This window comes from Eubacterium sp. AF16-48 (assembly GCF_003479405.1).
Lineage (GTDB): Bacteria > Bacillota > Clostridia > Lachnospirales > Lachnospiraceae > Eubacterium_G > Eubacterium_G segne.
Map to the genome: position 1 here is coordinate 283,796 of NZ_QUHB01000001.1, position 17,568 is coordinate 301,363.

Annotated in this window: 17 protein-coding genes; 16 read left to right on the forward strand and 1 reads right to left on the reverse strand. The window is 34.8% G+C overall.

The window, feature by feature from the left end; all coding sequences use genetic code 11:
- Nucleotides 1-9 precede the first annotated feature (9 nt).
- The 4 genes from hisB to tnpB all read left to right on the forward strand — a co-directional run bounded on the left by hisB (nt 10) and on the right by tnpB (nt 3,486).
- The gene (gene hisB / locus DWW68_RS01265) at nt 10-597 is read left to right on the forward strand and encodes an imidazoleglycerol-phosphate dehydratase HisB (protein ID WP_021953026.1); all 588 of its coding nucleotides are present in this window, start codon (nt 10-12) and stop codon (nt 595-597) included.
- Nucleotides 597-1,829, forward strand: a complete 1,233-nt coding sequence (gene hisIE, locus DWW68_RS01270; RefSeq protein ID WP_118588599.1) for a bifunctional phosphoribosyl-AMP cyclohydrolase/phosphoribosyl-ATP diphosphatase HisIE — start codon at nt 597-599, stop codon at nt 1,827-1,829. Before hisB ends, hisIE begins: the two co-directional genes overlap by 1 nt.
- A gap of 137 nt (nt 1,830-1,966) precedes the next feature.
- Complete coding sequence (gene tnpA, locus DWW68_RS01275) at nt 1,967-2,389, forward strand: IS200/IS605 family transposase (RefSeq protein WP_021953028.1); 423 nt, start codon at nt 1,967-1,969, stop codon at nt 2,387-2,389.
- Nucleotides 2,389-3,486, forward strand: a complete 1,098-nt coding sequence (gene tnpB, locus DWW68_RS01280) for an IS200/IS605 family element RNA-guided endonuclease TnpB (protein ID WP_021953029.1) — start codon at nt 2,389-2,391, stop codon at nt 3,484-3,486. Before tnpA ends, tnpB begins: the two co-directional genes overlap by 1 nt.
- A gap of 354 nt (nt 3,487-3,840) precedes the next feature.
- On the opposite strand, the gene DWW68_RS01285 is transcribed toward tnpB, so the two are convergent.
- Nucleotides 3,841-4,512 (reverse strand): PHP domain-containing protein, encoded by a 672-nt coding sequence (locus DWW68_RS01285; protein ID WP_021953030.1) that lies wholly within the window; start codon nt 4,510-4,512, stop codon nt 3,841-3,843.
- Between the two features lie 180 nt (nt 4,513-4,692).
- Here DWW68_RS01285 and DWW68_RS01290 point away from each other — a divergent pair, with 180 nt between their 5' ends.
- The 12 genes from DWW68_RS01290 to obgE all read left to right on the forward strand — a co-directional run bounded on the left by DWW68_RS01290 (nt 4,693) and on the right by obgE (nt 17,559).
- Entirely contained in the window at nt 4,693-6,555 is a 1,863-nt protein-coding gene (locus DWW68_RS01290; protein ID WP_118588600.1) for a TIGR03960 family B12-binding radical SAM protein, read from the forward strand.
- Nucleotides 6,545-7,225 carry a TIGR03936 family radical SAM-associated protein gene (locus DWW68_RS01295; protein WP_118588601.1) on the forward strand — a complete coding sequence of 227 codons (681 nt, stop codon included), beginning with the start codon at nt 6,545-6,547 and terminating at the stop codon, nt 7,223-7,225. Before DWW68_RS01290 ends, DWW68_RS01295 begins: the two co-directional genes overlap by 11 nt.
- Nucleotides 7,218-8,345: a ribonuclease E/G gene (locus DWW68_RS01300; protein WP_118588602.1), complete on the forward strand. Its 1,128-nt coding sequence runs from the start codon at nt 7,218-7,220 to the stop codon at nt 8,343-8,345. Before DWW68_RS01295 ends, DWW68_RS01300 begins: the two co-directional genes overlap by 8 nt.
- Complete coding sequence (locus DWW68_RS01305) at nt 8,345-9,925, forward strand: extracellular solute-binding protein (protein WP_118588603.1); 1,581 nt, start codon at nt 8,345-8,347, stop codon at nt 9,923-9,925. Before DWW68_RS01300 ends, DWW68_RS01305 begins: the two co-directional genes overlap by 1 nt.
- Before the next feature lie 117 nt (nt 9,926-10,042).
- A complete protein-coding gene (locus DWW68_RS01310; RefSeq protein ID WP_158576781.1) occupies nt 10,043-11,719 on the forward strand; it encodes a sensor histidine kinase in 1,677 nt (558 codons plus the stop codon).
- Nucleotides 11,719-13,164 (forward strand): response regulator, encoded by a 1,446-nt coding sequence (locus tag DWW68_RS01315; RefSeq protein ID WP_021953037.1) that lies wholly within the window; start codon nt 11,719-11,721, stop codon nt 13,162-13,164. The genes DWW68_RS01310 and DWW68_RS01315 overlap by 1 nt, the downstream gene beginning before the upstream one ends.
- 19 nt (nt 13,165-13,183) lie before the next feature.
- Nucleotides 13,184-13,915 (forward strand): ElyC/SanA/YdcF family protein, encoded by a 732-nt coding sequence (locus DWW68_RS01320; protein ID WP_243052978.1) that lies wholly within the window; start codon nt 13,184-13,186, stop codon nt 13,913-13,915.
- A gap of 25 nt (nt 13,916-13,940) precedes the next feature.
- Nucleotides 13,941-15,116, forward strand: coding sequence for a DUF4317 domain-containing protein (locus DWW68_RS01325; RefSeq protein WP_021953039.1), 1,176 nt, complete (start codon nt 13,941-13,943; stop codon nt 15,114-15,116).
- A gap of 151 nt (nt 15,117-15,267) precedes the next feature.
- Complete coding sequence (gene rplU / locus DWW68_RS01330) at nt 15,268-15,576, forward strand: 50S ribosomal protein L21 (protein ID WP_021953040.1); 309 nt, start codon at nt 15,268-15,270, stop codon at nt 15,574-15,576.
- Between the two features lie 14 nt (nt 15,577-15,590).
- A complete protein-coding gene (locus DWW68_RS01335) occupies nt 15,591-15,914 on the forward strand; it encodes a ribosomal-processing cysteine protease Prp (RefSeq protein ID WP_021953041.1) in 324 nt (107 codons plus the stop codon).
- 2 nt (nt 15,915-15,916) lie between these two features.
- Nucleotides 15,917-16,201, forward strand: coding sequence for a 50S ribosomal protein L27 (rpmA, locus tag DWW68_RS01340; protein WP_118588605.1), 285 nt, complete (start codon nt 15,917-15,919; stop codon nt 16,199-16,201).
- Nucleotides 16,202-16,275: 74 nt separating this feature from the next.
- Complete coding sequence (obgE, locus tag DWW68_RS01345) at nt 16,276-17,559, forward strand: GTPase ObgE (protein ID WP_118588606.1); 1,284 nt, start codon at nt 16,276-16,278, stop codon at nt 17,557-17,559.
- Nucleotides 17,560-17,568 lie beyond the last annotated feature (9 nt).

Consider the following 17,568-nt stretch of genomic DNA (forward strand, 5'->3'; position numbering starts at 1 on the left):
GAGGATATTATGACAAGAACAGGCGATTGTGTAAGAAATACCAGCGAAACCCAGATAGAAGTATCCATAAATCTTGATGGTACTGGAAAATCTGAAGTCAACACAGGCATTGGTTTCTTTGACCATATGCTTATTAGCTTTGCAAAACACGGATTATTTGATTTAACTGTTAAAGTTACAGGAGATTTATATGTGGATTGTCACCATACAATAGAAGATACCGGCATTGCCCTTGGTATAGCCATTAGAAAGGCATTAGGAGACAAAAAATCCATAAGAAGATACGGACATACCATTCTTCCAATGGATGAGTCCCTTGTATTGTGTGCCCTTGATTTGTCAGGAAGACCTTATCTTGTTTTTAATGTAGATTTTACAACTGACAGGGTAGGATATTTTGACACTGAAATGGTTAAGGAATTTTTCCACGCAATTACCTATGCCGTAGGAATGAATCTTCATATAAAAATGCTTGAAAGTGGTAATAACCACCATATGATTGAAGGTATTTTTAAGGCTTTCGCTAAAGCCCTTGATCAGGCAACATTAACCGATAGCAGAATAAATGATGTTTTATCCACGAAAGGAACACTATAATGAACCAAATAAAATTAATACCAACAATATATTTATATAAAGGAAAAGCCGTAGATGAAGGCGGTGCAACGCTGTTAGGCGACGGAGATGCCGTAAGAATTGCCTTATGCTTTGACAGTAACGGAGCTGACGAAATTCTTATTTATGATATTTCCTCTACCGACAGGGAACATGAAGCCAATATCAGTACCATAATTAACATTGCAGACAATGTTGACATTCCAATGCTTGTAGGCGGAAATGTAAAAAGATTAGAAGATGTAAAGAAATATATATATACAGGAGCTAAAAAAGCAATATTATCATTAAAAAATAATCAGGAGCTTATTAAAGAGGCCTCTGAGCGCTTTGGCAGTGAAAATATATCAATTTTGCTAGATACTGATATTGAAAAATTATCATGCAACAAAGGACTTTATTCTTTAGTGATTTCAGACAAAGTAATAGCTACAGATGACAAAGTATTACTTACTAATTGTAATGATGTATATAATCTTACACCTGATAATTCACTCTATGGTGTTTCTTCAGATATCTTTAATGAAAACTTTGACTTTATGGAATTAAAGCACAAGCTAAAGGAGAGTGGATTAGCTGTAAACACTTTTGAAACTGACATGAAGTTTTCTGATTTTAAAACCAACAGTGACGGAATGATTCCTGTTATTGTTCAGGATTACAAAACCAGTCAGGTTCTTATGTTAGCATACATGAACGAAGAAGCCTTTAATTTAACCATAAAAACCGGTCGTATGACATATTTTAGCAGAAGCCGTAATGAACTGTGGGTTAAAGGTGAAACCTCCGGACATTATCAGTTTGTAAAAGAATTATCCATGGATTGTGATTTAGATACAATGCTTGCTAAAGTAAGACAAATAGGTGTTCCGTGCCACACAGGGGCAGATACCTGCTTCTTTAACAATCTTGTAAAAAAAGAATATGACAACACAAATCCCATAAAAGTTTTTGAGGATGTGTATAAAGTAATTCTTGACAGAAAGAAAAATCCAAAGGAAGGCTCCTATACCAACTATCTTTTTGATAAAGGAATAGATAAAATTCTTAAAAAAGTAGGAGAAGAGGCCACTGAAATAGTAATAGCCGCCAAAAATCCTGATCCACAGGAAGTTAAATATGAAATTTCTGACTTTTTGTACCATGTAATGGTATTAATGGCAGAAAAAGGCGTAACCTGGAAAGAAATTACAAAGGAACTTTCCAGACGATAAAAATTTATCCAAATGTGTCGTAAAACCCCTTGCTTTAGCTATGGGGATATAAGACATGTCCATCGAATTTACGCAAGTAAATGAAGATGGACAAATATATGATTGTATTAACTTTAAAATGGTAGTATAATACAGGCATGAATACAACATATAAATCCAATAACAATGTCGTCTATTCCTGCAAATACCATGTGGTATGGTGTCCAAAGTATAGGCGAAAAGTATTAATTAATGGTGTGGATGTCAGATTAAAGGAATTACTCCTTGAGCATGCCATAAATCTTTCTGTAGACATTCTGGAAATGGAAATAATGCCAGATCATGTACACATACTGATGGAAGTAGACCCGCAATTTGGTATCCACAAAGCAGTAAAGTCCTTAAAAGGATATACTTCCAGAATTTTAAGAGAAGAATTTCCGTATCTCAGAACAAAAATGCCAACTCTTTGGACAAACAGCTATTTTGTATCTACAGTGGGTGGTGCTCCACTGGAAATAATCAGGCAGTATATTGAAAATCAGAAAACATCGCAAAGACAAAAAGGTAAAATGGGATAATGCAAAAAGGTATCAAATTTAGAATCTACCCTAACAGGGAACAGCAGAATTTAATCAATCAGACTCTTGGCTGTTGCAGACTAATCTACAACAAGGGACTTGCCATGCGTAATGAAGCCTTTAGGAACGGAAGTAAAATAGGCTATTCCCAGACTTCCGCAATGCTGACGGAACTTAAAAAGTGTGAAGATTTTGCTTTCCTGAAAGTGGTGGATTCTATTGCGTTACAACAGTCTTTGCGTGACCTCGACAGAGGGTTTGTAAACTTTTTTCAGAAACGTGCAGCACACCCAACATTCAAAAGTAAACACAATCACCACCAGTCATACAGGACCGTAAACCAGGGTGGTAAAATCCGTATTGCAGGTAAATACATCAAACTCCCTAAACTTGGCTATGTCAGAATACGTCAGTCCATGGAAGTTGGAAAAATCAAAAATGTAACGATTGAGCATACTCCTGCAGGCAGGTATTTTGCGGTTCTTAACGTGGAATTTGAACCACAGCCAAGACCGAACAATGGTGGTTGCATAGGCATTGATGTAGGTATTAAAGAGTTTTACTCAGACAGTAACGGAAGTAGTGTGTCAAATCCGAAATATCTTGAAAAATCAATGCGTAAACTGATCCGTGAACAGCGTAAGCTGTCAAGAAAACAGAAAAACTCCAATAACCGCAACAGACAGCGTATTAAGGTTGCCTTAGTCCACGAAAGGATTACAAACCAGAGAAATGACTTCCTGCAGAAACAGTCTACCATGCTGATTCGTGAAAACCAAACAATCTGCATCGAAGATTTGAAAGTAAAAAATATGATGCGTAATCATAAACTGGCACAGCACATCGGTTCAGCATCATGGAGTAAGTTTTTTGATATGCTTGCATACAAGTCTGTCTGGTATGGGAATGATGTAATCAAAGTGCCAACACTTTACCCGAGCAGCCAGACCTGTTCTTGCTGTGGGTATAAAAACCCATTAATAAAAAATCTTGCAGTCCGTGAATGGGAGTGCCCGTATTGTCATGCTGTACATAACAGGGATACTAATGCAAGTATAAATATTTTGAATAAAGGACTGCAAATGCAGTCAGCATAAATATACATAAACTGCACCGTAGGGCATACGGGAACAGTATAATCTAGCTTGTGGACACTGTGTAAGACATTGTGATACCGAAAGGCATCAGCAAGTGCAGTAGTGGTTGAAGCAAGAATCCCCCTGCTTTAGCTGTGGGGAGTGTCAACTATAATTAATACCTGTAAGTGTTAAAAATAGTTTATTATGTAAAAGCAAGAGCTTATACCTTTGCTAATAAAAAAATAATATATGGGAAATGGTCTGATATTAAAGTTATTTCCATAAAAAAATAAAACAGATGTTTTGTTAAAAAATAATTATAATGTTGCTTTACATTAATAAAAAAATGGGGCTGTGCGATAGCCCCATTTTTTAATTAATGTAAAGCAACTGTTTTGGCTTATTTTCTTTAATACATTTAATGTAGTCCACAATACTTTCAAACCTTTCCTCCACGCCAATGCCGGAGCAGGTAATATCATGATGGTGGCTGTCACCCCCGGCAGTAATTGGAAGATTATATTGTTTTGCATACATATATGCTCTTTCATTTTCTTCGTTATAATTTCCTGCATTGTACACCTCCACCCCGTGTACCTGCTTAGGAAAAAGTCTGATTTTTGGTATATATGGTCTGTCTCTGAAAGGATGAGCATGTATAACCATTCCACCATATTTTGAAACCTCCAAAAACTGCTCCTTTATTGTCCAATGTTCAACTTCAGGGTGATTAAGCAGCCATTCCTTATCAAGTCCATAAACTAAGAAATCCTGTCCATCATATGTTTCTTCCCATCCGAAGAATACCTGAAGACCTATTTTATCTCCATAGTATTTTGCCTCCTCATATCCTCTGCAAAACAGATTAATTCTTTCTTCCCATGGCAAATCCTTTGGTATACAGGTATTTCCCCTAAAAAAATGTTCGGTAATAATAATTCCGGTATAGCCTGCATGCTTGTATTCTAAAGCCTGTCCCTTTCCTGAAATAGTAGCACATGCGCTTCCGTGTTTTGTATGTAAGTGTGTTTCGTATTTGTACATTTTATTAAAATCTCCCGGGTTAATATTTCGCTTTTATTGTAAAAAACATTTCTATATAGTATTATAAGGAATGGTATAATACTAAATTAAAGCATATGTGAAACTTATTTTTACAGCTAAATAGTATAACACATTAATATCACAAAAACTACAGAATTAATATAAAAGTCTAGGAGAAATATGAGAAAATTAGCTTTATCAGATGAAATATTGTTAAATATAGAAAAGCCTGCACGTTACATTGGAAATGAAGTAAACATGGTAGTTAAAGACCCTGAAAGTGTAGATATCAGATACGCCATGTGCTTTCCTGATGTATATGATATAGGTATGTCCCATTTAGGTATACAGATTATTTATGACTTATTAAATAAAAGAGATGATGTGTACTGTGAAAGAGTATACTCCCCATGGGTTGATTTAGATAAAATAATGCGTGAGAAAAATATCCCATTATTTGCCCTAGAATCCCAGGATAGTGTAAAGGACTTTGATTTTATCGGCATAACATTACAATACGAAATGTGTTACACTAACATATTACAGCTTCTTGATTTAAGTCAGGTGACCTTACTTTCAAAGGACAGAGGTGAGGATGAGCCTATTGTTATGGGTGGCGGTCCATGTTCTTACAATCCGGAACCGGTAGCAGATTTTTTTGATATTTTTTATATGGGCGAAGGGGAAACTGAATTTTATCACCTCCTTGATTTATATAAAGAAAACAAGAAAAACGGTGGTACAAGGAAAGAGTTTTTGGAAATGGCTGCGGAAATTCCATGTATGTATGTCCCGGCATTTTATGATGTGATATACAATGAAGACTGCACCATTAAAGAAATGGTTCCTAATAACCCTCATGCCAAAGGTGGCGTAAGAAAAGATATTGTACTTGATTTTGACAAAGTAGAATACCCTGAAAAGCCTCTTGTTCCCTTTATTAAGGTAACACAGGACAGATGTGTTCTTGAAGTACAAAGAGGCTGTATAAGAGAGTGTCGTTTTTGTCAGGCAGGTTCAGTATATAAGCCGTTAAGGGAAAAAAGCCTTGAAAAATTAAAATATTTAGCTACAACCATGCTAAAAACCACAGGGCAGGAAGAAATTTCCTTAAGTTCCTTAAGCACCAGTGACTACAGTCATTTAAAAGAGCTTATTGATTTCTTAATAGAAGAGTGTAAATCACGACATATAAATATTTCCCTGCCTTCTCTTAGAATTGATGCCTTTTCTTTAGACGTAATGAGCAAGGTACAGGATGTAAAGAAAAGCTCCATAACCTTTGCCCCGGAAGCAGGTACCCAAAGAATGCGTAACGTTATTAATAAAGGACTTACGGAAGAGGATATTTTAAATGGATGTGAACAGGCATTTAAAGGTGGCTGGAATAAAGTAAAGCTTTATTTTATGTTAGGTCAGCCAACTGAAACTAACGACGATGTTGACGGAATAATGGATTTATGCGAAAAAATAGCTGAATTATATTATGAAACAGTGCCAAAAGAAAAGAGAAACGGAAAATGCCAGATTACTGCCAGCACATCTTTCTTTGTGCCTAAGCCTTTTACACCATTTCAGTGGGCACCTATGTGTACCTCCAAAGATTTTCTGGATAAGGCACGAAGAATTAATGACAAATTAAAAACTCTGTTAAACAGAAAAAGTATTAAATATCATTGGCATGAGTCAGATATAAGTGTACTTGAAGGTTTACTGGCAAGAGGCGACAGAAAACTGGCAAAAACCATTCTTTATGTATATGAAAAAGGTGGAATATATGATGCCTGGTCAGAATTTCATAATGAAGAATTATGGCAGGAAGCCATTAAAGAAACAAATATAGATGTTGATTTTTATGTAACAAGAGAAAGAAAAGAAGATGAAATTTTCCCTTGGGATTTCATTGATACAGGAGTAACTAAAAATTTCTTACTTAGAGAATGGCATAATGCCCATAATGAAACCGTAACTCCTAACTGTCGTATGAAATGTTCCGGATGTGGAGCAGCATCTTTTGGAGGAGGTATTTGCCATGAAAATTAGAGTGCGTTTTTCAAAACAGGAACAAATGAAATTTATAGGTCATTTGGATATGGTTAGATATTTTCAAAAAGTAATGCGCCGTGGTGAAATTGATGTGGCATATTCGGAAGGTTTTTCACCTCACCAGAAAATGTCTTTTGCAGCACCTCTTAGTGTAGGTGTTTTAAGTAAAGGTGAATACTTTGATATGGAAGTAAACTCCACCCTTTCCACTAAAGAGGCAATAGAAAGAATAAACGAGCAAAACGTTGAAGGAGTAAAAGTTTTAAGCTATAAATTACTTCCTGATAATGCCAAAAATGCCATGGCTGTTATGTCTGCTGCAGATTATTTTGTATATACAGATATATTTACAGACGATGATATTACCGGTTTTATAAATCAGGATTCCATCAATGTAATTAAGAAGACTAAGAAAAGTGAGAAGGAAGTAGATATAAAGCCATTGATATATTCCATCAAAAAAGAGGATAATGGCATTTTTATAAAGCTTGCCCAGGGAAGTGCTCAAAATCTGAAACCAGAATTAGTAGTTACAGCCCTTGAAAATTTCACACAAAAAAGTGATACCTCATATATTTATGAGCGTCTTGATATGTATTGCACTGAGGATGGCAAGCTCATTTCCTTAGATAATATTGGTAGTGATATAGGAGAAAACATTGGATAACAGGCTGATTATAAGTGATTTTTATAATAACATATTACTTGGATTTTATTTTATTAATGATGAATTGTATCGTATTCAAAATTTCAGTGACAATTCATTAATAGGTAATATCTATTGCGGATATGTTAAGGATGTTGTAAAAAATATTGATGCAGCTTTCGTGGAATTCGGGGACAATTTAAAAGGATTTCTTTCCCTTAAAAATATAGAGAAAAAGCCAAAGTCCGGGGGCAAAATTTTAGTTCAGGTTGCAGGAGACAAAATAAAAACCAAGGACTATGCCCTTACCTTAAAGCTAAACCTTTCTTCTGATAATTTGGTAATGGTAGTAGGTGGCAGTGGAATAAGCATATCAAGAAAAATCACGGATAATGACACACGCAACCGGTTAAAGTCGTCCCTTTCCTCTCTTGACACCGGGGAATATGGATTTATTTTACGAACTTCCGGAGCCGATTGTTCCATGGAGGATATATTAGCTCAGGCTGATTTATTAAAGAAACAATATGAAGATATATTAAGGAAATTTAATTTTTCAACTTCTAAAGCTTTGCTTTTTGAAAACAACAAAATTGTTAATGCATGTAATGAATTTATAAATAAATATTCAGGAGAAATAAAAACAGACAATGAAAATGTTTATAAATTTCTTACAAATAGCCGGATATCTGCAACTTATTTTACAGATACTTCCATAAGCTTATGTAACAAATATGCTTTAGGAAAACATTTGAAAAATGCATTATCAAAAAAAGTATGGCTTAAGTCAGGAGCTTATCTGGTAATTGAAGTTACAGAAGCGTTAACTGTAATAGATGTAAATACGGGAAAAGCAGAATTTCATAATAACAAAGAAAAAACATTTGAAAAAATCAATCTTGAGGCAGCCCTTGAAATTTCTAAGCAGCTTAGGATTCGTAATATTTCAGGAATTATAATTGTAGATTTTATAAATATGTCTAAAAAAGAAAGTTGCCAAAATCTTGAAGATATCTTAAAATCATATGTTGACTGTGATTACGTTAAATGTAATATATGGGGAATGACACATTTAGGCTTAATGGAAATTTCCCGCCAAAAAAAAGAAAAGCCATTAAAGGAAATAGTAGGTGATAAGTAATGAAAAATAAACAGATAATTAGTGTATTGTTATGCATTGCACTGGCATTATCGCTGTTTTGCAGTTGTGGAAAAAAAGAAAAAGCAGAAAAATATACAGATTTGTCATGGTATATAAATTTTTCGTGGTTTAATACAGACTGGGGTAATAACATTGTATCAAAGGCCATTACCAGGAAAACCAAGTGTAACATCAGCTTTATTACACCAACCGGCAATCCCAATGAGAAGCTGGATTCAATGATTGCCTCTGATTCCCTTCCTGATTTAATAACTCTGGGATGGTGGGAACCTGAAATAAGTGAAATGATAAACGATAAGAAAGTATATGCTCTGGATAAACTTGCAGATGAATACGATACTTACTTTTATAACGTTGTAAATGAGCAGGTTGTAAAGTGGCACTCACGACCTAACGGACATTTATACGGCTATCCAAATTCAGCCTGTTCTCCGTCAGATTACGAAAAATATGATAATTTAGCTTCCAATGAAGCCTTTCTTGTAAGAAAGGATATTTACGAAGCCATTGGAAGTCCTGATATGACTACACCTGAAGGCTTTGTTAAAGCAGTAGAAAAAGCAGCCAAAATGTTTCCTACAATTGACGGAAATGAAATGATTCCTGTAGGTTGTACTGAATTTAACGATATAGGCTGTGATTCCTTTGATAATTATCTTTTGGATTTCTTAGCAGTTCCTTACGTTGACAAAAAAGGGAATGCCATTGACCGTTTAAAAAACAAGGACTATATTACATGGCTTAAAGCCTTTAGAAAACTTGGCGGAGAAGGTCTTTTAAAGGATGAAATTTTTGTTGAGAGTCGAACCCAGAAATCTGAAAAAATTAATAACGGACAATACTTCTGCATGATATATCAATATACGGATTTATCTGATCAGGAAAAAAATCTTTATAAAAACAATCCCGATAGCATATACATTGCCGTTGACGGTCCGAAAAATCTTTCCGGTGACGACTACACTCTTCCGGGAACAAGCGTAAATGGCTGGACTGTAACCATGATTTCAAAGAAGTGCCAAAACCCTAAGGCTGCCATAAAACTTCTCACATACCTTTTAAGTGAAGAAGGGCAGAAAATGACATGGTTAGGAACCCAGGGTGAGATGTGGGACTACAACAAAGATGGTGTTCCTGAAATAAAGGATGACGTTAGAAAGCTTCTATACACTGACCGTAAAAAATACAACAGTATATATGGAGGTGATTCCTGTTACTGGATGATGCAAAATGATGCCATGGCATCCCAGTGGATTAAGGATGATCCTGATAATCCCGTTACCCAGCTAAAAAAATGGTCATATCCTTATACCACATACGTTGGGCAATATACCATTGTTTTTGACACTTCAACAGATGTTGGAAAAATTAAAAACAAAGCCGAAAAAAAATGGGGTGACGTTTTACCTCTTTTATTACTATCAAAATCCGACAGGGAATTTGATAAAATTTATAACAACTATATGAAAGAAAGATATCAGATGGGATACGAAAGGGTGTTAAGTGCCCTTACATTAAAAATACAGGAAAATATAGAAAAGTTAGGTTTAGATAAATAAATGAAACGTGTTTCTAATAAAATCAAATTTAAAATGCATATAAACTCCCTAAGCGGCAAAGTAATTATTATAATTACCACATTTATAATTTTATGTGCCGTTTCCTGGACTATTATTATGTTTATAAACATGAGCGGCAATGCCAAAGATATTGCATTAAAAGACGAAAAAATTTATATGAAAACTTTTTTGCAAAATGCCAATGATATACAGGAAGTTTGTAATTTAGCCAAACAGACAATAGAACAAAATGACTCCATTAAGGATTATATAAAGTTAAGACAAAAAGGTGAGGAATTAAGTTCTTCTGAAAAAATCAATTTTTACAAAAAAGAACTGTCTGCCCTTGAAACCATGACCACTATTAATCCTTACATATATCAGGTGCGGCTTTTTGTAAACGCTGACATTACAGAGAAAAAACCATCATTTTACAAAATAAGCCGTCTTTCAAATATGGACTGGGCAGATACTTATAAATACAGTCCATGGCAGATAGATTATTTAGATAAGGTGTTTCCTGATAGTGTAAATAAAAACTCTCACCTGATAGGTTTAGTAAGCCAGATAAAAGATGACAACGGCAGACTCCTTGCTATTTTAGAAATATCAACGCCTCTTGAAAATATGTTTTCAGGATATTTTGACGAAAATAACAGTGAACTATGCTGTTTTGTGGACAATAACGGTGGCATTTATTCTTCAGACAAAAACAAAAAGATTTTTGATAAAAACAGAAAAAAACTGTTTGAATTTACATATAAATTAAAAAACAAGTCAGTTTTTGCAACTTTTAACAATCAAAGCTGTATTGTTTCTGTATCTGATTTACCTTCCATGAATGGATGTTTTGTACATATAAAAGGAATAAAAGATACCGTTGACTCCTTTTATATGAGCCAGATACCTTACTTGTACGTTATGCTTATTTCAACGGCAATATTCATAATTATTGTATTTTTTATGATAAGAAATATTTTTAGAAGATTTAATATTCTAACCAGTGAAGTTGCCCAAATTGAAAATGGCGAGAACATTAAACTTACAGAATCAGGAAATGATGAAATATCAGAGCTTGGTAAACAAATAAACAAAATGGTTGTTTCCCTTGATGAGTTAAACCGGGAAAATACCCAAAAACAGCTGCTGGTAAAAAATGCAGAGATTAAATCCCTACAAAATCAGATAAATGCTCATTTTATGTATAATGTTCTTGAAACAATAAAAATGATGGCTGAAATTAAGTCTGAGTTTGAAATATCAGATGCCATTACATCCCTGGGGCAAATGTTCAGATATAGTATGAAATGGACCTCAGGTATGGTAGAATTAAGCGAGGAGATTCATTACATACAAAATTATTTAAATCTTCTAAATTTAAGATTTGACTACGAAATATATTTGTCTCTTAATATACCTGATAAATATATGAAACTTAGAATACCTAAAATGTCTCTACAGCCTTTAGTAGAAAATTCCGTATACCACGGTATTGAAAATATGGCAGAAGACACTTATATTTATATTAAGGCATTTGAAGAAAATAATGTAGTCAATATAGAAGTATCCGATGCCGGTGCAGGTATGTCCGAAGAGAAATTACAGGAACTTAGAGAACGTATAAATGCCGCTGATGGAGTTGATGAATCTAAGGAACACGGACGTGCTTTATATAACGTTTCTAAACGACTAAAAATGTATTTTGGAGCCGAATACGGTTTACAGATTTTTTCAAAAGAAGGCGTATACACAAAAGTGCTTATAAAAATACCACTTGACAAGGAGAATCAATAATGAAAACTTTACTTTTAGTTGAAGATGAGAAATTAATAAGGCAGGGCGTTCGCTCTATGATTGAGAGAAGCGGTGTGGAAATAGAAAATATTATTGAATGTAACAACGGTGAAGCTGCTCTTGAAATTCTAAAAAATCAGGAAGTGGACGTAATGTTTACAGATATTAGAATGCCTAAAATGGATGGAATTACATTAGTAAGCAAAGCTTCAGAATTTAAGAAGAAGCCTTTAATAGCCGCAGTAAGTGGATTTGATGATTTCGACTATGCGGTAGGTATGCTTAAAAACGGAGTTCAGGAATATATTTTAAAACCTGTAGATAGAAAAAAAATCACGGAAACATTAGTTAAGTTTGAAGACATCTATGAAGCAGAACAGGAAAAATACATGCAGGAGCGTAACGTAGCCTTCCAGCAGCTTAAATATATGATTTTCTGCGATGATATTACCGTGGCAGAACTTGAAAACACATGCCATATAATACACAAATACATTCCTTTTGATAAGTATGCAGTATTTTGTTTTAGTGCAAAGGAAGACGATAATGAATTTACGGAAAAGGATAAGTATTTCTATGTTCAGGGGCGTGACTCTCTTAACTTTATTATTACTGATGCCCAATATTTTAACGATGTTAAAGCCAAACTTCAGCATTACTATGTTGGTGTAAGTTTAGTATATGAAAATTTCTTTGACGTTAAACAGGCTTTTTGCGAAGCTGCCCAAATGAGAAGATTTTCCTTTGAAAAATGCGAAAAGTTAGTAGATGCAGATGGTTTCAAAGAACTTCCTAAAGACTTTGAATATGGTGTTAAATATATGATGCAGACAGCCAATCTTATTTGTTCAAACAAGTTAGAGGAAGCTATATCACAGCTTACTGCATTTTCAGAAGGTGTAAAGTCCGGCAAATACAACATTAATGAGTTTCAGGAGCAAATGAAAATAATTATAAGAACCACAATGAAGGTTTATAAAAATGTTTTAGCCAACAAAGAAGAGGACATTAATGAATTAGCTGATATATATGCCTTTGAAACCATTGATGTATACATGGATGTGATAAAAGAATGGATTAACCATTTTAACGAACTTGTAGGTCAGGATATAGACGAACACAAAACTAATATAAAAATGCAAAAAGCTATTGAATATATAAAGGAAAAATATGCTACAGACTTGAATATGGCTGTTGTTTCTAATTATATATCCATGAATTATTCATTATTTTCTTATACATTTAAGCAGTATACCGGAACTAATTTTGTCAACTACTTAAAAAACATCCGTGTTGGAGAAGCAAAAAAACTTCTTACTGAAACAGATATGAAAATAAATGAAATTTCTCAGGCTGTAGGATACGACCATGAAAAACACTTTATGAAAACCTTCAAAAGTATTACAGGTCTTACTCCTTCACAGTACCGTAATAATTTAGGTTAAATCTAAAGGAGAAAGCAGAATGAAAAAGTGCAAAGACCAAAAAGGTACTAAAGTGGACAAGAAACAAAAAGGTGGATTTAAAAAAATGCTGATAAAAATTTTCCTATGGATACTTTTTATTTGTCTCGTAACACTGTTAGCAGTTGTTGGTATAAATCTGTACATGACTAACTCTGTATCCGAAAATGTCATTTCATTAGAGGATGCTAAAGATATGGATGCTGACTGCATTATTGTTTTAGGTGCCGGAGTGAGAAAAGACGGCTCACCTACTAATATGCTTGAAGATAGAATTATAATCGGTGACAGATTATATAAGGACAATGCAGCCGGTAAAATACTTATGTCAGGGGATCATGGCAGAGAAAATTATGACGAAGTAAATACCATGAAAAATTACGCAATTAACGAAGGTGTTCCTTCAGAGGATATATTTATGGATCACGCAGGTTTTGAAACCTACGATTCAATGTATCGTGCAAAGGAAATTTTTGGTGCCAGAAAAGTGATTATTGTTACCCAGAAATATCATTTGTACAGGGCTCTTTATATTGCCAAAAGCTTAGGACTTGATGCCTATGGTGTATCATCGGATTTACGGTACTACAGCAAAAAAATGATATATTGGCAGTTTAGGGAATATATTGCAAGGATAAAGGCATTTGGCAAGTGCATTGCCCGTCCGGAACCTAAATATTTAGGTGATAAAATAGACTTAAAGGGTAGCGGTGACATAACTAACGACAAATAAACTACAACAACCAAGGGAGGCTATAATGGATAAAAAATCTATTGGTGAATTACGAAGAAGACTAAAGAAAGACAGCTGCACATTTACAAAAATGTGTGGATGTTATGTAAATGATTCAAAAAATAAAGTTATAAAATTAGATGAAACATTTTTAAATTTGGAAGATGAAGAATATTATAAATATTTAGAAATTGCAAAAAAAGTTTTATCCACAAATGTTGGAAATAATATACTTGAACTGGATTTCCCACTTGAAGAAGAACAGCCGGGAGGCCATCAGCAGTTCCTTTTAGGAATTAAGAAAAGCGGTTTAAAGGATCAGGGATTATTGGATGCTTTCTATGACATGGTTATAGAAAAATATGACTCTTTAGGCAACTATCTTATTTTACTGTTCCATGATGTATATGACGTTATGACTAAAACAACAGATAATAACAAGCTTGATGAATCAGAAGAAGTGTATGAGTACATAATATGTGCCATTTGTCCTATGATTTTATCAAAGCCGGGACTTGGATATAACAAAAGCGATATGCGCATTGGAACCCTTAACAGGGAGTGGATGGTTGGAATGCCTGAAACAGGATTTATTTTCCCGGCATTTAACGAAAGAAGCAGTGACATTCATTCAGTATTAATGTACACGGCTGACAGCAAGAATCCTCATAATGAGTTAATTCAGGATATACTGGGATGCCGTGAGAAACTTACCTTTGTCCAGAAGCAGAACGTACTTTGCGATATGGTATCTGATGTAACTTCTGAGGATGATTTAAAAGAGGTTATGGAATCAGTTAATATTGAACTGGCGCAGATTTCTGATTCAGAGCCTGAAACAGTAGTAAACGAAGAAAATATAAAAAGTGCCCTGACTTATGCAGGAATAGAAGAGAATAAAGCCGACAAAATCGGTAAAGAATATATTACTGCAATAGATAAAGACGAACTGCCTCTTTTAGGAGATATTATTCCTAATAAAGCAGTAAAGGCAGTAAAGGACAATAACGAAAAAGTGCTTTTAAAAGAAGAAATAAAAGAGCTTAACAGAAAAATTGCCCAGGCCTATGATACAGAGGGAAGTGATATAATAATTAAGGTAAACGATGAGAAGCGTGAACTTATACGCCAGGAAGATATTGACGGTGAAACCTATTTAGTTATTCCAATATCTCAAAATGACAGTATAAAAATAAATTAATAACCTAAATCATGTAATATATCGTCAAAAATCAATTGACATCTACATCTTATGATGTTATTATACAATGGTATGCCGCTCAGTGTGGTTATAAGTACTGCATATGCAGTCACCGAAGCTGGCGAGTAATGAGTAATAGGAGGTGCCCATAATGTACGCAGTTATAGCAACAGGTGGTAAACAGTATAAGGTTTCTGAAGGCGAAACAGTTAGAGTTGAAAAGCTCGGCGTTGAAGCTGGAAACAAGTTTACTTTTGATCAGGTTCTTTTGGTTAGCGGTGATGATGTTAAGGTTGGTAACCCAACAGTTGACGGTGCATCAGTTGAAGCTACAGTTGTTGGCGATGGCAAGGCTAAGAAAGTTATCGTTTACAAGTACAAGAGAAAAACCGGATATCATAAAAAGAATGGTCATAGACAGCAGTATACAGAGCTTAAGATTGACAAGATCAATGCATAGTGAAGGTATAAGATATGACAAACATTACTATTTATTGCAGTAATAATGATTATGTTGGTTTTCGTGTAAGCGGACACAGCGGATATTCGGAAGCCGGATATGACATTGTATGTGCAGGCATTTCTGCTTTAACCATTAACTGCATGAATTCCATTGAAGAACTTACTGAAGAAAGATTCAGTGTTTTTCAACATGAGGATGACGGCGTTATTGATTATATGCTAGACGACAAGCCCGGCATGGAAGCAGAAATTTTACTTAAATCTCTTGTTTTAGGACTTAGGGATTTGGAAAAAGAATACAAAGATTTTATATCATTAGATTATAAGGAGGTATAGCTATGATGAAGATGAACCTTCAGTTCTTCGCTCATAAAAAAGGTATGGGTTCTACAAAGAACGGTAGAGACTCAGAGTCAAAGAGACTTGGTGCTAAAAGAGCAGACGGACAGTTTGTTTTAGCAGGAAACATTCTTTACAGACAGCGTGGAACAAAGATTCACCCGGGCGTTAACGTAGGACGTGGTGGTGACGATACATTATTTGCTACAGCTGATGGAATCGTAAGATTTGAAAGAAAAGGCAGAGACAAGAAACAGGTTTCTGTTTATCCGGTAGCTGAATAATTTATACACGAACAGTATTGGGCTTCAAATCAGGTTTTGATTTGGAGCCTATTTTAAATAATGGAGGATTTATCATGTTTGCAGATTTTGCTAAAATTTTTATCCAATCCGGAAAAGGTGGAGACGGACACGTCTCATTTAGAAGAGAATTATATATACCAAACGGTGGCCCAAACGGTGGCGACGGCGGAAAAGGTGGAGATGTAATATTTGAAGTTGATAAAGGACTTAATACTCTTTATGAATTCAGACATAAACATAACTACAAAGCGGAACCGGGACAGGAAGGCGGAAAACAGAATAAAACAGGTAAGAATGGTGCAGACCTTATTATAAGAGTTCCTGAAGGTACCATTATAAGAGAAGCTGAAACCGGCAAAATTGTTGCAGATATGAGTGGCAAAAATCAACGTGTCATTGTACTTAAAGGCGGACGTGGTGGTAAGGGAAATCAGCATTACGCCACAGCTACAATGCAGGTTCCAAAGTATGCCCAGCCGGGTCAGAAAAGCATGGAATTAAATGTTACCCTTGAATTAAAGAGTATTGCCGATGTAGGACTTGTAGGTTTTCCAAATGTAGGTAAATCAACTCTTTTATCAAGAGTTACCAATGCAGACCCGAAAATTGCCAACTATCACTTTACAACATTAAATCCTAACCTTGGTGTTGTGGATTTAGATGGTGGAAGGGGTTTTGTAATCGCAGATATTCCAGGATTAATTGAAGGGGCATCTGAAGGAGTAGGATTAGGTCACAAATTCTTAAAGCATATTGAAAGAACCAAAGTAATCATTCATATGATAGACGCAGCTTCCGTAGAGGGACGTGATCCTATAGCTGATATTAAGGCTATTAATAAGGAGCTTGAAGCATACAACCCTGAACTTCTTACCCGTCCTCAGGTTATAGCTGCCAACAAAATCGATGCTATATATGGTGACACTAACGAGGTTATCGATAAAATCAAGGCAGAATTTGAACCGGAAATTAAAGTATTTCCAATATCTGCCGTAAGCGGTAAGGGACTTAAAGAATTATTATTCTATGTAAGGGAAATGCTTGATCAGTTTGATGATGCCCCAACAGTATATGAACAGGAATATAACCCTGAAGATTACCAGTTAGGAATTGAATTACCATACACGGTAGAAAAAATCGAAGACGGACTTTATTCTGTTGAGGGACCTAGAATTGAACGTATGCTTGGTTATACAAATATTGATTCGGAAAAAGGATTTATGTTCTTCCAGAACTTTATGAAGGATAATGGCATATTGGAAGAATTGGAAAATCTCGGTATAGAAGACGGTGATACAGTAAAAATTTATGGTCACCAGTTTGATTATTACAAATAAATGGAGAAA

Bases quoted from the DNA above. Each gene is read 5' to 3' on its own strand.
- DWW68_RS01310 (WP_158576781.1), top strand. From the start codon at position 10,043: ATGTTTATAAACATGAGCGGCAATGCCAAAGATATTGCATTAAAAGAC.
- hisB (WP_021953026.1), top strand. From the start codon at position 10: ATGACAAGAACAGGCGATTGTGTAAGAAATACCAGCGAAACCCAGATA.
- DWW68_RS01325 (WP_021953039.1), top strand. From the start codon at position 13,941: ATGGATAAAAAATCTATTGGTGAATTACGAAGAAGACTAAAGAAAGAC.
- DWW68_RS01315 (WP_021953037.1), top strand. From the start codon at position 11,719: ATGAAAACTTTACTTTTAGTTGAAGATGAGAAATTAATAAGGCAGGGC.
- tnpA (WP_021953028.1), top strand. From the start codon at position 1,967: ATGAATACAACATATAAATCCAATAACAATGTCGTCTATTCCTGCAAA.
- DWW68_RS01305 (WP_118588603.1), top strand. From the start codon at position 8,345: ATGAAAAATAAACAGATAATTAGTGTATTGTTATGCATTGCACTGGCA.
- DWW68_RS01295 (WP_118588601.1), top strand. From the start codon at position 6,545: ATGAAAATTAGAGTGCGTTTTTCAAAACAGGAACAAATGAAATTTATA.
- hisIE (WP_118588599.1), top strand. From the start codon at position 597: ATGAACCAAATAAAATTAATACCAACAATATATTTATATAAAGGAAAA.
- DWW68_RS01290 (WP_118588600.1), top strand. From the start codon at position 4,693: ATGAGAAAATTAGCTTTATCAGATGAAATATTGTTAAATATAGAAAAG.
- DWW68_RS01285 (WP_021953030.1), bottom strand. From the start codon at position 4,512: ATGTACAAATACGAAACACACTTACATACAAAACACGGAAGCGCATGT.
- DWW68_RS01335 (WP_021953041.1), top strand. From the start codon at position 15,591: ATGACAAACATTACTATTTATTGCAGTAATAATGATTATGTTGGTTTT.
- tnpB (WP_021953029.1), top strand. From the start codon at position 2,389: ATGCAAAAAGGTATCAAATTTAGAATCTACCCTAACAGGGAACAGCAG.
- DWW68_RS01320 (WP_243052978.1), top strand. From the start codon at position 13,184: ATGAAAAAGTGCAAAGACCAAAAAGGTACTAAAGTGGACAAGAAACAA.
- rpmA (WP_118588605.1), top strand. From the start codon at position 15,917: ATGATGAAGATGAACCTTCAGTTCTTCGCTCATAAAAAAGGTATGGGT.
- rplU (WP_021953040.1), top strand. From the start codon at position 15,268: ATGTACGCAGTTATAGCAACAGGTGGTAAACAGTATAAGGTTTCTGAA.
- obgE (WP_118588606.1), top strand. From the start codon at position 16,276: ATGTTTGCAGATTTTGCTAAAATTTTTATCCAATCCGGAAAAGGTGGA.